This window comes from Nocardia sp. NPDC006630 (genome assembly GCF_040611495.1).
Classification (GTDB): Bacteria; Actinomycetota; Actinomycetes; order Mycobacteriales; family Mycobacteriaceae; genus Nocardia.
Window position 1 is genome coordinate 1 of the sequence record NZ_JBEXOK010000027.1, and the last position, 14,576, is coordinate 14,576.

12 protein-coding genes are annotated in these 14,576 nt (G+C 66.7%); 8 read left to right on the forward strand and 4 right to left on the reverse strand.

Going from position 1 to position 14,576, the window contains the following annotated elements; all coding sequences use genetic code 11:
- Nucleotides 1-173 precede the first annotated feature (173 nt).
- Both ABZX86_RS40110 and ABZX86_RS40115 read left to right on the forward strand, forming a co-directional pair.
- Complete coding sequence (locus tag ABZX86_RS40110; protein WP_355131700.1) at nucleotides 174-1,322, forward strand: acyl-CoA dehydrogenase family protein; 1,149 nt, start codon at nucleotides 174-176, stop codon at nucleotides 1,320-1,322.
- A 50-nt stretch (nucleotides 1,323-1,372) separates the two neighbouring features.
- Entirely contained in the window at nucleotides 1,373-2,266 is an 894-nt protein-coding gene (locus tag ABZX86_RS40115) for an oxidoreductase (RefSeq protein WP_355131702.1), read from the forward strand.
- Here ABZX86_RS40115 and ABZX86_RS40120 read toward each other — a convergent pair.
- Nucleotides 2,248-3,063, reverse strand: a complete 816-nt coding sequence (locus ABZX86_RS40120; protein WP_355131704.1) for an SDR family oxidoreductase — start codon at nucleotides 3,061-3,063, stop codon at nucleotides 2,248-2,250. The two genes, ABZX86_RS40115 and ABZX86_RS40120, sit on opposite strands and share 19 nt — an antisense overlap.
- A gap of 695 nt (nucleotides 3,064-3,758) precedes the next feature.
- Here ABZX86_RS40120 and ABZX86_RS40125 point away from each other — a divergent pair.
- The 3 genes from ABZX86_RS40125 (at nucleotide 3,759) to ABZX86_RS40135 (ending at nucleotide 5,866) form a co-directional block, all read left to right on the forward strand.
- Nucleotides 3,759-4,751, forward strand: a complete 993-nt coding sequence (locus ABZX86_RS40125) for an AraC family transcriptional regulator (RefSeq protein ID WP_355131706.1) — start codon at nucleotides 3,759-3,761, stop codon at nucleotides 4,749-4,751.
- A gap of 115 nt (nucleotides 4,752-4,866) precedes the next feature.
- A complete protein-coding gene (locus ABZX86_RS40130) occupies nucleotides 4,867-5,271 on the forward strand; it encodes a DUF1003 domain-containing protein (protein ID WP_355131708.1) in 405 nt (134 codons plus the stop codon).
- A gap of 34 nt (nucleotides 5,272-5,305) precedes the next feature.
- Nucleotides 5,306-5,866 carry a DUF6817 domain-containing protein gene (locus tag ABZX86_RS40135; RefSeq protein ID WP_355131710.1) on the forward strand — a complete coding sequence of 187 codons (561 nt, stop codon included), beginning with the start codon at nucleotides 5,306-5,308 and terminating at the stop codon, nucleotides 5,864-5,866.
- A gap of 141 nt (nucleotides 5,867-6,007) precedes the next feature.
- Here the strand turns inward: ABZX86_RS40135 and ABZX86_RS40140 are convergent, their stop codons facing one another.
- The gene (locus ABZX86_RS40140; protein WP_355131712.1) at nucleotides 6,008-7,369 is read right to left on the reverse strand and encodes a HAMP domain-containing sensor histidine kinase; all 1,362 of its coding nucleotides are present in this window, start codon (nucleotides 7,367-7,369) and stop codon (nucleotides 6,008-6,010) included.
- Nucleotides 7,366-8,028, reverse strand: a complete 663-nt coding sequence (locus ABZX86_RS40145) for a response regulator transcription factor (protein WP_355131714.1) — start codon at nucleotides 8,026-8,028, stop codon at nucleotides 7,366-7,368. The genes ABZX86_RS40140 and ABZX86_RS40145 overlap by 4 nt, the downstream gene beginning before the upstream one ends.
- A gap of 102 nt (nucleotides 8,029-8,130) precedes the next feature.
- Here ABZX86_RS40145 and ABZX86_RS40150 point away from each other — a divergent pair, with 102 nt between their 5' ends.
- From ABZX86_RS40150 to ABZX86_RS40160, 3 genes are all read left to right on the forward strand, one after another.
- Complete coding sequence (locus ABZX86_RS40150) at nucleotides 8,131-10,053, forward strand: glycoside hydrolase (RefSeq protein ID WP_355131716.1); 1,923 nt, start codon at nucleotides 8,131-8,133, stop codon at nucleotides 10,051-10,053.
- A gap of 14 nt (nucleotides 10,054-10,067) precedes the next feature.
- A complete protein-coding gene (locus ABZX86_RS40155; protein WP_355131718.1) occupies nucleotides 10,068-10,988 on the forward strand; it encodes an endonuclease/exonuclease/phosphatase family protein in 921 nt (306 codons plus the stop codon).
- Nucleotides 10,989-11,100: 112 nt separating this feature from the next.
- Complete coding sequence (locus ABZX86_RS40160; protein WP_355131720.1) at nucleotides 11,101-12,441, forward strand: AarF/ABC1/UbiB kinase family protein; 1,341 nt, start codon at nucleotides 11,101-11,103, stop codon at nucleotides 12,439-12,441.
- Between the two features lie 587 nt (nucleotides 12,442-13,028).
- Here ABZX86_RS40160 and ABZX86_RS40165 read toward each other — a convergent pair.
- A partial coding sequence (locus ABZX86_RS40165) for a DUF222 domain-containing protein (RefSeq protein ID WP_355131722.1) occupies nucleotides 13,029-14,576 on the reverse strand: 1,548 nt, incomplete at its 5' end.

Sequence of the window (14,576 nt, forward strand, 5' to 3'; positions counted from 1 at the left end):
CTCAACGCCTTCGCGATCACCTTCGAAGGCCGGATCCACCCAACCGGAAACTAACCCACACCGAGACCGGATCCACCGTTAATCCGAAACTCCCCACCCCAACAGTAGCGATCAGCTCGATCCTGGCCGCGATTGTCTGGTATCCGAGTGTGCGGAGGCTGGACTATGGGGGTATGGAACGTGGGCATTATGAGGATGATCACCGGGCGTTTGCGGAACTGGCGCGGGGGTTTGTGCGGAAGGAGGTGGCGCCGCATTATCTGGAGTGGGAGGACGCGGGGATTGTGCCGCGGGGGGTGTTCGCGCGGGCGGGGGAGCTGGGGTTGGTGGGGTTTGCGGCGCCCCGGGAGTACGGGGGATTGGGGGTGGCGGATTTTCGGTTCAATCAGATTCTCATCGAGGAGTTCATGGATGCGGACTGTGCCGGGGTGGGGCTGAATCTCGCGCTGCACAATGACATTTGCACGCCGTACTTCACGCAGTTGACCACGCCGGAGCAGCGGGAGCGCTGGGTGCCGGGGTTCGTGGCGGGAACCAGCATTGCCGCCATCGGGATGACCGAGCCGGGGGCGGGGTCGGATGTGGCCGGGATACGCACGGCCGCGGTGGATATGGGTGAGCACTTCGTGGTGAACGGCGCAAAGACGTTCATTACCAATGGAATCAACGCGGATCTGGTGATCACCGCAGTACGCACCTCGCCCGACCGGCATCGAGGGGTGACCCTGCTGGTGCTCGAGCGCGGTATGGCGGGGTTCGAGCGTGGGCGCAATCTCGACAAGCTCGGACTGCATTCGCAGGACACGGCGGAGCTCATCTTCACCGACGTCGAAGTGCCGAAGGCGAATGTGCTCGGTGAGGTGGGGCGCGGATTCGAATATCTGATGCGGAACCTGCCGCAGGAGCGCATGCAGATCGCGGTGGCATGTCTGGCGCGGGCTCGCGCCGGATTGCGCACGACCATCGAATATGTCGGCGGCCGAACGGCTTTCGGCCAGCCCATCGGCGGCTTCCAGAACACCAAGTTCGTGCTCGCGGATGTGGCGACCGAGGTCTCGGTGGCCGAAGCCTTCATCGACAGGTGCGTCCTGGAACTCAATGCCGGCCGCCTCACCCCCGCCGATGCCGCCAAGGCCAAACTCTGGGCGTCGGAAATGGAGTTCCGCTGCCTGGACCGCTGCCAGCAGCTCTTCGGCGGCTACGGCTATATGCGCGAATACCCGATCGCCCGCGCCGCCGCCGACGCCCGCGTCACCCGCGTATACGGCGGCACCTCCGAGATCATGCGCGAAATCATCGGCCGGGACCTGAAACTCACGTGAGCGGCGGGTTATCGTCGGGAATGGTTTGGACTGCGGCTGACATACCGGATATGAGCGGGCGGGTTGCCGTGGTGACCGGGGCCAGCGCCGGACTCGGGGCGCAGACCGCACGGCAGCTGGCGGCGCACGGGGCGACGGTGGTGCTGGCCTGTCGTTCGATCGAGAAGGGCGAGGCCGTCGCGGCAGGCATCCGCGCGCAGGTGCCCGGGGCCCAGTTGCCGGTGCTGCGAATGGATTTGGCGTCACTGGCCTCGGTACGGGAAGCGGCGGCCCGGTTGCACGACGGGTTCGGGCGGATCGATGTGCTGATCAACAATGCCGGAACGCTGACCCGCGTGCGTTCGGTGAGCGTGGACGGGTTCGAAACCACCTTCGCCACCAACCATCTCGGGCACTTCGCCTTGACCGGTCTGGTGCTGGACCTGCTGGCGCCGGCGGGGCGGGTGGTGTCGGTCAGCAGCCGCGCCTCCGGATATCGCAGCACCACTGTGGAACTGGCCGATTTGGGGTTCGAACACCGCGAGTACAAACCCATGCATGTCTACGGTCAATCCAAACTCGCGAACCTGCTGTTCATTTTCGAACTCCAGCGACAGCTCGCGGGCGCGGGTACGACGCTCGTCGCGGCGGCCGCCTACCCCGGAGTCGCAACCTCGGACTTCAACCGCAATCTCGGGCCCACCGCAAGGCTGCTGTCGCACCCCGCATTGCGCCCCCTCTCGCGTCTGGTCACGCAGACGACCGAGATGGGCTCCCTGCCGTCCCTGCGCGCGGCCACCGATCCGGGTGTGCGCGGCGGTGAGTACTTCGGGCCCACCGGACGCACCAAGGGATACCCGGTACTACACGAGCCCAGTCCACTCGCCCGCGACCCCGAGCTGGGGGCGCGGCTGTGGGAGGAGTCCGAGCGGATGACCGGCGTGCACTACCGCTTCAGTCCGTAGGAGGCCGCGATGAGCCGTTCCATCACCGTGCGCGGGACCAGCCGGCGGACCGCGAACATGAGCGGTGCATTGCTCCCCACCGCGTACAGCGGCTTCGGCCGATCGGCCTCGACCGCCCCGGCGATCGTCGCGGCCACCTTTTCCGGTGCGATGCCCTGACCCTGCTTCTCATCCATTTTGGCCATGAACCGCGTGAATTCCGCTGTGTGCGCGGAACCTTCGTCGATGTACTTGGTCCGCCGCTCGCGCAGCCCGGTATCGATCTGCCCCGGTTCGACGGTGGTGATCCACACGCCGAACGGCGACTCCTCGAAGCGGGCCGCGGTGGCGAACCCGCGCAGCGCGGCCTTGGCCGCGGCATAGGACGAGCGATACGGCATGGGAAAACTGCCGAGCATCGATCCGACCATGACGATCCGCCCATAGCCGCGTGCGCGCATACCGGGCAGCACCGCCTGGGTGAGCGTCACTGCGCCGAACACATTGAGCTGGAAGAGGCGTTCGATCGCCTCGGTCGGCAGCTCGGCGAGCGGACCGGCCTGGCTTTCACCGGCATTGTTGATCAGCACGTCGACCTCACCCAGCGCGGCGGTGAAACCTGCGATGGATGCGGCGTCGGTGAGATCCAGGGCCCGGTACTCGACGCCGGGCACGCGGTCCGCCTCGGCGATCGAGCTCGGATCGCGACTGGTGCCGATGACCTGGTGGCCGCGCGCCGCGAAGGCCGCTGCGGTCGCCTTACCGATACCGGACGATGCGCCGGTAACTACCACCGTTCGAGTCGAATTCGCGCTCATGTATCAGCACGGTAGCGGGTTCGCTTTCGGCACGTCGCCGCCGACGCTCGCAGATGGTCGAGCGAACACCGAGCCACACACCGATTCCGAAGGCCACGAGGGCCAGAACAGGCATTAACAGGAGAGTGTGTGCATTCATGCTGGAGCTTCCCTCGGGTAGTCACCGATCCGGCAAACCGGATGCGTATCCCATCGCGGGCGAAAATGCTTTGTTACGTGAGGAAACGAGACCGCCGGGGAGGTATTGCCCTGGTTGGGCAGGGGTAGGTCGGCGCGGGCAGGTCGGCCGCGGCCACCGTGATCCGGCTGAAGTAGCCGTCGACCGGGTCGGTCGGTTCGACTGGAACCGGTAGCGATTCATGTGTGCCTGTCGCGCAGGAAGGTTCGCAAATATGGCGATTTTGTGTGCCCGTCCTGCGCGCCGAATCGCCGGTCCAGCTCTCCCGATCGGTCCCGGCGACGGACAGATCTGCGTCGGCACAGGCGATGGTGATGTCCGTCGGGTGCGACTCCTGACGGCAGAAATTTGGCCCAGCCACTGGAATAACTGACCCAGACACGGCAGGATCAGCAAATGGCCCGGCGGCCGAGGTCAACCCGATACCGCCGGAAACACTTGTTGTTGTGGAGTCGATGAGGACTACAGGTATATGTTCGAATGGGATCTGCCGAGGAATACATCCAGCGTGCACGCTATGACGCAGCTCGCCGAGGAACGCGGAATGCCTACTGCGGTCTGTCTGTCCGGGACAGGTATTTCACCCGCCGCCGTGATCGACCCGGACTCCGAGGTCACCGCACGTCAGGAACTCACCGTCGTGCGCAACCTGCTCGCTCGCTTCGGCTCCGAACCCGGACTCGGCATCGAAGCCGGTAGCCGCTATCACATCTCGCTGTACGGACCGTGGGGGCTGGCGCTGCTGGCCAGCCACACGCTGCGCGATGCGGTGGCCGTGGCCCTGCGGTACGTCGGACTCGCTTTCGCCTTCGGGCAGATCGACTTCGAGGAGTCCGGCGGTGAGGCGCGGCTGATCTTCGACGATCATGAGGTGCCCGAGGATGTCCGGGCCTTTCTCGCCGAGCGGGTGGTGACCGGTATCCAGATGATCGGCCGGGAGCTGTACCCGACGGGCGTGCCGTTCCATCGGATCGCCTTCCGGCACCAGGCGCCGTCCGATACCTCCCGGCACCGGGAGGTGTTCGGTGTCGAACCGAATTTCGGCGCACCCGCCAATGTGGCCGTCTTCGACAGCTCCTATCTGGATGTGCCGCTGCCCCAAGCCAATGAGTGGGCCCGCAGCACCTGCGAACAGCTGTGCCGCGATCTGCTCGCCCGCCGTCAGGCCCGCACGGGCGTTGCCGGGTCGGTGCGCGACCTGCTGGTGCGCAATCCCGGTGAGGTACCCGACCAGGCCGCGGTGGCGATGGAACTGTTCATGAGTCCGCGCACGCTGTCGCGGCGGCTCAATGAGGAGGGCACCTCCTTCCGGGCCCTGCTGGACGAGGTCCGGCAACTGCTCTCCGAGGAGCTGCTGGACCATACCGATATGACGACCGAGCAGGTGGCGGCCCGCCTCGGTTATGCGGAGGCGGCGTCCTTCATTCGCGCCTTCCGGCGCTGGAAGGGTTGTCCGCCACAGGAATACCGGGCACGCGGGGTGCGCGCGCGGGTGCCCGAAGCGGTGTAGACGGTGACGGCGGCGGCCACGACGCACGTGCCCGCCTGCGGGCGGCTTCCGGAGCCCTGACATGCGGCTACGATTCCGGCAGCAGCCCGCCGCCGATCCGCTCAGGAGACCTTCCGTGACGAAGTCGTCGCAGCCCATGCACCACCCCGCCGTCATCAATCTGCGTGCACAGCGCGCCGCGAATCTGCAACTGCGCGTCGCGGACTGGATCACCAAATTCGCCGGCTCCATGCTGTTCGTCTACATCCACGCCGTCGGATTCGCCCTCTGGATGCTGCTGGTCGAGAAGTCGCCGTGGCCCACGCTCACGCTGGTCGTCTCCCTGGAAGCGATCTTCCTGTCGACCTTCGTCATGATCGGCCAGAACCGGCAGGCCGAATTCCAGCAGATGAAGGCCGATCACGACTTCACCGAGCAGGAGCTGGAACTCAAGACCAATACCGAACTCACCCGCGCCATCCATCAGATGACCACCGAACTGCATCGCCGCCTGCTGGATCAGCCGAACAGCAGCCAGTAGCGGTCGCGCCCGTGCAGGGCGCAAACTGAGAGGCGTGAAAGCATTCGGGCGGAACGGGTTTCGACGCGCTCATGCGGAGCAGTTTCTGGCCGGCCATGGCGCGGACCGCATACCGCACCCCGGCGGTACCCTGCTGGCGCATCTGATCCGGGTGGCCGATGTGCTGGCCGAATGGGATGCGGACGAGAACATCCAGCTGGCGGGTCTGTGTCACGCCGCCTACGGCACCGACGGCTTCGCGCAATCCCTGCTCGAACTGCCCGAGCGCGCCACCCTCGCCGCGCTCATCGGCAATCAGGCCGAGGCCCTGGTCTACTTCTACGGCAGCTGTGACCGCGGCTTCGTCTATCCGCGCCTCGCCACCTCCCCCGTGCTGTTCCGAGACCGCTTCACCGGTGCGGATTCCCGCCCGCCGACGCCTGCGATGAGCGCCTTTCTGGAGATCACCGCGGCCAACGAATTGGACGTCATGGCGCACAATGAGGCCCTGGCGGCGCAACACGGTGCGGCGCTGCACGCGCTCTTCGCGGGCGCGAAGCAGTACCTCTCCGCTAAGGCGTGGCAGGCCTGCGACGCCCAGCTCAGGCCCGAGTAGTGCCGAGCGCTGTGCGGAATTCGTAGTCGTCGAGAGCGCGGCTGGGCTTGTGCCACCGGGCCTCGAATGTCCATGCGTGCCGCAGAGTCGGCGAACCGATCGATGATGCTCGCCACGATATTTCGCGTCCGCCGCGCAGGATCAGCCGGGGAAGGCGAGGCGGAACTCGGATCCTCGGCCGGGTTCGGAGACTACGCCGACTTCCGCGCCGTGCAGTTCGGCGACCTGCGCCACGATGGCAAGACCGAGACCGTGGCCGGGAGTGGTGCGGGCGGTGGGGGAGCGGTAGAAGCGGTCGAAGACGTGCGGTACATCTTCGGCGGTTATGCCCGCGCCCGAATCGCGAACTGTCAGTTGCCGGTCGCTCAACCGAACGTGAACGGTCGCGCCGGGCGGACTGAACTTGGCGGCATTGTCGAGCAGATTGGTGACCGCGCGGGCCAGGCGGGCGGCCGCGCCCTGGACTGTGGTCGGCTCGAGTCGCGCATCGAAGGTGATTGCGGGCCAATGCCTTCGGGCAGTTTCCACTCGCTCCGCGACCAATGTGTCGAGCCGCAGATCTTCCAGGACTTCGTGGGGCGCGGCCGGATCGTCCGCGCGGGCGAGATCGATGAGATCGGTGACGAGCCCCGACAGCTCCTCCGATTGCACCCGCAGCGCGGCGACGGTGTCATCGAGCTGGCCTGGCGTCAAGCGCGCGGAACGGCGCAATAGATCGATATTGGTGCGCAGCGCGGTGAGCGGCGTGCGCAGCTCGTGCGAGGCATCGGCGATCAAACGCTGCTGTGCCGCCCGGGAATTGCGTTCACCCGTGAGCGCCGCGTCGAGTTCGTCGAGCATGGTGTTGACACTGGTGCCCAGCCGGGCGAGCTCATCGGAGCCCGTAATCGTGATGTGCTCGTTGGGATCTCGCGTGCGCGCCACCCGCTCGGCCGCCCGGGTCAATGCCGCCACCGGCGCCAGTGCACGCCGCGCCAGCACCGTACCGATGGCCGCCGCCAGCAGCGTCCCGGCTGCCGCTGCGGCGAGCAGTGCGATACCCACTCGCCGCAAACCGGTGTCGACCGTTTCGGAGCGCTGTGCCACCTGCACGGCGCTCCCGGGCCGCAGCGGTGCGGTGTACATGCGCATGCGATAGCCGGCGAGAGTGATATCGGAAAAGTACCCGTCCGCCGAACCTGTTGCCACAGCACGTGTTCGGGCATCGATCGGCAGCGTGGCGCCGTCCGCATGCTCGGATTCGATGGCCCCGTCGGCCGCCACCACCTGCACACAGCTCGGTGCGGCCAGATACTCGCAGGGGCCCGACATGGCGGCCACCTGCGGTTCGACCGGAAACTGCCGAATTATCCGGGTGGCCTGCCGCCGCAGCCCCAGATCCAGCGCACTGTTCAATTCGTGCCCGGTCACGGCATACGCGGCGGCGCCCATACCCGCGAGCGCCAAAGCCATTGCCAGCACGAAGAATACGGCGATCCGCCCGCGCAGCCCGAGTTGCTTCACGCTGCGCCCAGCCGATAACCCACCCCGCGCACCGTATGGATCAGTGGCGGTTCCCCCGCGGTTTCGATCTTGCGCCGCAGATAGCGGATATAGACCTCGAGCGAATTCGACGAATGGTGGCCCCACACCCGGTCGATGAGCGTCTCGCGCGGCAGCGCCTGTCCCGCATTGCGTAGCAGCACTTCCAGAAGCGCGAATTCGGTTCGGCTGAGCTCGATCTCGCGCCCGGCGCGGCGCACGGTATGCGCGGTGGTGTCCATGATCAGATCCGCTGCCGACAGCACCGCGCCGTCCTCGGGATAGGTGCGCCGCACCAGCGCCCGGACCCGGGCCAGCAACTCCTCCAGATCGAACGGTTTGACGAGGTAGTCGTCGGCGCCCGCATCGAGCCCGGCAATGCGGTCGGCCACGGCATCACGCGCGGTGAGCATGAGAATTGGGGTGCGATCACCGCGACCGCGCAGCGTGCGGCAGGCCGTCAGCCCATCCATGAACGGCATCAGCACATCCAGCACCACCACCTCCGGCTGCCATCGGGCAATCGCCTCCAGCGCACCACCGCCGTCAACCGCGGAGTGGGTCTCGTATCCCTCGCTGTCGAGGGCGCGCACCAGCGCCTCCCGCACCGCCGCTTCGTCATCGACCACCAGTACCCGCACTCCCCGGACTATACGTACTACCTCTGCCTGCGCTTTCTCATCGGACTCTCATTTCGGGCCGACATGGTGGCGACCATGAGACTTCGGAGATCGCCTCGAGCCGTGGCCGTGATCGCGCTGCTGAGTCTGACGGCCACCGCGCTCACGGCCTGCGGCCAGGCCACGACGGCCGCTGGCCCGAAGGTTGATGGCAATCGGGTGGTTATCCCAATGGGCGGCGGCAGTGCGAACGTCGACACCACTTCGCTGGCGGTCACTGCGACCACCGGCGGACACAGCGTCGAACTGTCCGCTCCGGCGGCTGATCGGCTGGGCGCACCCGGCCCGGTGCGAATCGATGGCACCCAGGCGCACTGGACCTACCCGGATCGGGCACTGTCGGTGACCGCGGCCACCGAGGACGATCGTCTGCGAATCACCGTGCACAGCGACCGCGACTCGAAACTCACCTGGCCGATCACCGGCGGCGATGCGAGCGCGACCGCCCTCCAGATCCCGCGCGGCGAGGGCCTGTCGCTGCCGGTGCGAGACCCGTTCTGGAACGGCCCCGGCACCGGACTCATCGGCGAACCCCTCGCCCTGACCTCCGGCCTGACCATGCCGTTCTGGGGCTACACCCTCGGCGCTCGTGGTGTCAGCTACATCGTGCCCACCGATATCGGCAGCAGCCTCACCGTGAATTCGGCTGCGGGCAAGCTGCTCTCCAGCGCCGAACACGACTTCGACGAGCGTGCGGGCACCCGCGACTACTCGGTGACCTTCGCACTCACGGACGGGTCACCCGTCGCCGCCGCGAAGGACTACCGCGACGAGCTGATCAAGCGCGGCCTATTCGTCTCGATGACGGACAAGATCAAGCAGAATCCGCAGATCACCAAGCTGCTGGGCGCTTTTCACGCCTACCTGTGGGGCGACGGCCGCAGCCCCGAGGCCATCGCGCAGATGCACGATCTCGGGCTGAGTCATATGTGGCTGGGCTACGACGCCGATGACCACCCGATGACCGCGGATGCGATCGCCGCCGCGAAGAACGCCGGATACCTTGCCGGACCCTACGATTCGTGGGACAACGCCCAGGACGCTGCCACCGCCGACAATCCCGGCTCGCGCTGGCCCGGCGGGATCTGGCCGGACGGCTGTGTCCGCGATGCCGACGGCAATCCCGAGAACGGTTTCGGTGGCCGCGGCTGCTACGTGAGTTCGCAAGCGCTGAAACAGGATCCGAAGCTGTACCAGGATCGCTACGCGCAGATGTCCGACAACGGCGCGAACACCTACTTCCTCGACGTCGATGCCGCCGGTGACTTCTTCGACGACTACACCGCCGCGCATCCCATGAATCAGCAGCAGGACCGCGCCAACCGCCTCGACCGCATGCGCTGGCTCGCCGAGCGCGGGCAGGTGCTCGGATCGGAGGCGGCAGGTGCCTGGGCGGCCCCCGTTCTGGCGTTCGATCACGGTGCGCAGAACCCGATTTCGGATGAGATCTGGATGCTCCAGCGCAATCGTCAGGTCTGGGGCGCGTACTACCCGGAGCAGGCGCCGCAGGTGTTCTTCAAGCCGGTCGACCTGCCCGCGAACGTGGTGCAGTCGATGTTCGATCCCGCGTACCGCGTACCGCTGTACGAAGCCGTCCTGCACGACTCGCTGGTCAATGTGGACCGCTGGGAGCTGTCGTACTACAAACTCCCGCAACAGCAGACTATGCGCGCCCTCACCGCGATCTTGAGCAATACCCCGCTGAACTTCGCCTTGGACCGCGCCACCGTGACCGCGCACGGTCCCGAAATCGCACGCCTGCAACAGTTCTTCGCCCCACTGCACCAGGCGGCGGGCACGCTGCCGATGACGGACTTCCGCTGGCTCACCGATGACCACCTGGTGCAGCGCACTGTCTTCGGTGACGGCGGACTCACGGTCACCGCCAATTTCGGCACCGTCGATTCCGGCGGTCTGCCCGGCGGGTGCGTGGATGCGCAATTGAAGGGCGACAAGACGCCGCGACGACTGTGCCCGGCCCAGTGAATCAGCTGCCAGAGGTGACCAGTCGTACCGGAAACGGCAAGACCGTCGTATTCATCGGTGCGGCAGCACTTCTCACACTGCTGCTGATCGGGCACACCAGAATCCCGGATATCGGCGGTCTCGGCGTCGCGGTGGATACCGCGGCCCCGTGGCTGGGCGCACTGATCCCGGTGCTGGCGGTTCTCGCTGTCCTGTGCCGTTGCCCGGCCGGTGCGGTCGCCGCCTTGGTTCCGCTGATGGCCTGGGCCTACCTCTTCGGATCGTGGTGGGCGCCCGGTCCGCCGAGCCGAACGGTTCCGGCATCGCAATCGGTTCGTGTCGTCTCGCAGAACCTGTTCGCCGCCAACACTTCTCCTGTCGCCACCGCCCGCGCGCTCGCTGCCACCAATGCCGACATCATCGCGGTACAGGAGCTCGGCGGCACCAATCGTGAAGCGGTGCTGCGCATCCTGGACGAGGATTATCGCTATCACGACGAACTCGGCACCGTCGGGCTGTGGAGCCGATACCCGATCTCGGACACCAGTGCCGTCGACGTAGGCGTTGATTGGCATCGCGGGCTACGCACCCGCATTGCCACTCCCCAGGGAGAACTCGTCGTGTACGTCGTGCACCTGCCGTCGATCCGGCCCGGCGACACCGCAACTCGAAACAACGGCCTGAGCATCCTGTCGCGGGCGCTGAGCAAGGAAAGCGCAGACCGTGTCGTGGTCGTCGGTGACTTCAATACCGCCGGCACCGACCGGCACTGGTCCGGCTTCGCCCCCGGCTACCGGGACAACCACTCGGGTGCCGGCTTCACCTGGCCCGCATCCTTCCCGATGGCCCGGCTGGACCACATTCTCGGACGCGGCGTGACGGTCACCGACCCGTCGGTCCTGAGTGTCCCGGGCCCCGATCATCGCGCGGTATCGGCGGTCATCGGGTTGGGCTGACACCGCAGGTGACCTGCACGTGATCGACCGGTCCGGAAATCGCGCCTACACTGTCTGGGACGGGGGCGTCGGGCGGGCTCGGGGTGGCGCGCCGGAGGAAAGGATCGGCAACGTGGCCGGACTGAGAAGAAAAGGCATCGCCCGCATGGCCAAGGTGGCGAGCATTCCCGCGACGCTCATGGCGCAGCGCGTGGCCGCCACCGGGCGCGGACTGCTGTCGGGCGCGGAACGCGGCAGCATTACCGACGAGATGCTCGATGCCGCGGCGGATCAGGTCTTCGCGGTGCTGGGTGAGCTCAAGGGCGGTGCCATGAAGCTGGGCCAGGCCCTCAGCGTCGCCGAGGCGGCCGTGCCCCCGCGCTTCGCCGACCACTTCCGCGAGGCGCTCACCCGATTGCAGCAGGAGGCCCCGCCCATGCCGGTGGCCGACACCCACCGCATGCTCGACCTGCAGCTGGGCACGGCCTGGCGCAAGCGCTTCCTGCACTTCGACGACCAGCCCATCGCCGCGGCCAGTATCGGCCAGGTGCACAGGGCGGTCTGGCACGACGGCCGCGAAGTCGCGGTGAAGGTGCAGTATCCGGAGGCGGAGGAGTCGCTGCGCGCGGATCTCAAAATGCTGCAGATGGTTTCGGGCGCCTTCAACACCCTGCTCGCCGGAACCAATGCGCGCCAGCTCATCGAAGAGTTCCTGGCCCGCACCGACGACGAACTCGACTACCGCATCGAAGCCGCCTACCAGCGCCGCTTCGCCAAGGCCTTCGCCGGCGACCCGCAATTCTTCATCCCCCGCGTGGTGGCCGCCGCACCCAAGGTCCTGGTCTCCGAATGGATGGACGGCATGCCGCTGTCCCGCATAATCGCCAATGGTGCTCGCCCAGAACGCAATCGCGCCGGACTCCTACTCGCCGAGTTCGCCCTCTGCTCGCCCTCCCGCGCCGGTCTACTGCACTGCGACCCGCATCCGGGAAACTTCCAACTGCGCCCGGACAACCGCCTCGGCATCATCGATTTCGGCGCATGCGCCGTGACCCCCAACGGAATTCCCCGCGCCGTAGGCCGATTGGCCCGCTGCGCACTGACCGAGGACTACGTGGGTATGGAGCAGGCTCTCCGAGAGGAGGGCTTCGTGAAGCCCGGCGCCCCCATCGAAATACCTCCCCTCCAGCGCCGCATCACCCCCATCCTCACCCAGATCAACGGCCACGACTTCCACTTCACCCGCGCCTTCCTCCAGGAAGAGGTAGCCCGCTCACTAGAGCCCGAGAACATCTCCCTCATCAATGCTCGCGCCATGCGCGCACCCGCCGACCGGCCCGAATACGCAATGCTCGGAAGGGTTCTCGGGGGAGTAGTAGGGATATGCGCTCAACTCGACGCCGAGGGCCCGTTCATCGCGCTGGCCGAGAAGTGGATTCCGGGACTGGGAGATAGCGAGTCCGCGGCGTCGTAAGGGTATCGCTCCCCAGGTGTACCGCAGAGCAGGAAGGAGCGTGGGAACCCTGGGAGACGCTGAGGAGCCGAGTCGGGGTAGCGGTCCGTAGCCCCGAAGGCTGGAAATCCGAGGTGCACTGACCGTTTCGGCGTCAAAGACCTAGGCAACTCGCGAGGGAACAGCGGGTCTCTGCGCGGCACAGCGGTTATGGGGTCTGCGCCGTGCGTACACCTGCTGTGCGGTCGGGAAGGGCTGTGCGGTGCCTGGCTTTAGGGGGATTCGAGGCCGAGATGAGCCGGTGCACCTGGGTTGGTTGCGTCGAGGGGCGGTGGTGGGTCTCCGGGTGCGGGCAGGGCCCGAGATGGCCGTGCTGGTGACCTCGGGTGGGGTACCCGACCTTGGCTCCCCAGCAGGGAAGGAACCTGCGGTCCCGGACGGGGTGACCGGCTGTGGTCCGGTTTCAGAGACAAACCCCGAAAAGACAAAAGCCGAAAGACCAAGAACCAGAAGACAGAGAAGCCGAAACACCCTCCCGCGCAACGGCCTGTAGCACCGGCGGGCAGGAGCCCCGGCGGTGGAACAGGTGTTAGCGGGTGGGTGGCGGCCTATTGACGGTTGTGCTGCCACTCTCGTTCGTTGCGGTCCCGGATCCGCGCCAGGGCAGCAGCTTTCAGCTCGAGCGGGTGATGCAGGTGATTGACCTGTGGTTCCCCGGTCGGGTTGATGTGCGGGGGCCCGATCCACCCGGTCCGCCCCGCGAACTCCGAATCCGGCCCCATGACCACGGTTTTCCACCCACCGGGCCCGTCATGAACTTGGGCATGGCAGTGATCACATGCCAGGGTGAGGTTGTCGATATCGGTAGGCCCGCCGTTGCTCCACTCGGTGATGTGGTGCACCGCGCACATCGTCGCCGGGGCGTCACACCCGGGCCGGGTGCACCCCTTCTCCGAAGCGATGAGCGCCAATCGTTGCGCGGCACTGGCCAACCGGGGAACCCGGTCGGGGCCGAACGTGCGTGGACCGAACACCAAGCACGGGGGTCGAGTGCCTGCGCCGTGGCTCGCCGACCCAGACCTGAGCTGGATGCCACTCTCGGTGCTCGAGGCGTGGGAGTCGTGGGAGTCGTGGTCGAGGCTCCCCGAACGGGACTCACACGCGAGGCCGCTCTCGATACCCGAGGAGCTGCGGAGGTGATCCAGATCCGCCGACCGCTCACCCCGACCCAAATACAGCGGCAACCCCACCGGATTCAACACCGCCAGATACTTGTTCGACTTCACTGCCAACTCCAGAGCCTCGGGGATCGACACGATCCCACCCGAAGCCTTCGTCGCCACACCGGCTTCGGCTTCCAGATCGGCCACGCTCATCGTCACGATCACAGACACCGGCAACCCCCGATGCTTACCCAACTTGGCCGGGCCACCGAACTCCGGCCGCAGAAACGCCAGCAACGCATCATGATTGCGTTGGGCGGGGGTACGGGTATCACGCTCGACACACGCGGCCAACTCCTGCGCGGTGAGCTTGTGCTCGGACACCCACGGGCTGTCAGGGTCTTTCGGGTTGCACATACCGGGGCGGGCCAGTTTCGCGAACATCGGCTCGAGGACCGACCGCAGTTTGCGGTTGATCTCCCCGTTCCACGGCGACATCCCGTCGGCGCGTTCGGCACCGAGGGTGAGCCCGCGCATCCGGTCCCGATCCGCCTCCGAACTCAATTTCCCGTCCGGATCCAACCCGGCCAGCAGCACTTCGCCCATGACCGGCAACCCTTCCGGGTACCCGGAAGGGGCGAATTCGGTCAACTGCAGTTCGGTGGCTTCACGCACATCGGTGTCGAGGCTGCCGGGTAACCGGTTCATCACCGTCATGATCCGACGCACATGATCGACACCGATCACCCCGTCGCGATGCGCGGCGGCCACGTGCGCGAGGGTCGGTTCGAGCTCCACGCCCGAGACGATGCGCGGACCGGTCTCTACCGCGATGCTGACCCGGGAGGCGGCATCGGCGCGGGAGATGCCGAGGGTTTGACGCAGGAACACCTTCGGGGACGCGACACCACCACGCTGGGCCAGGCCGCGGCTGGTGGTTTCCACGACGAAACGGGTTTTGACTGCTTCGAGCTTGCGCGTGCAGGTCTCCAC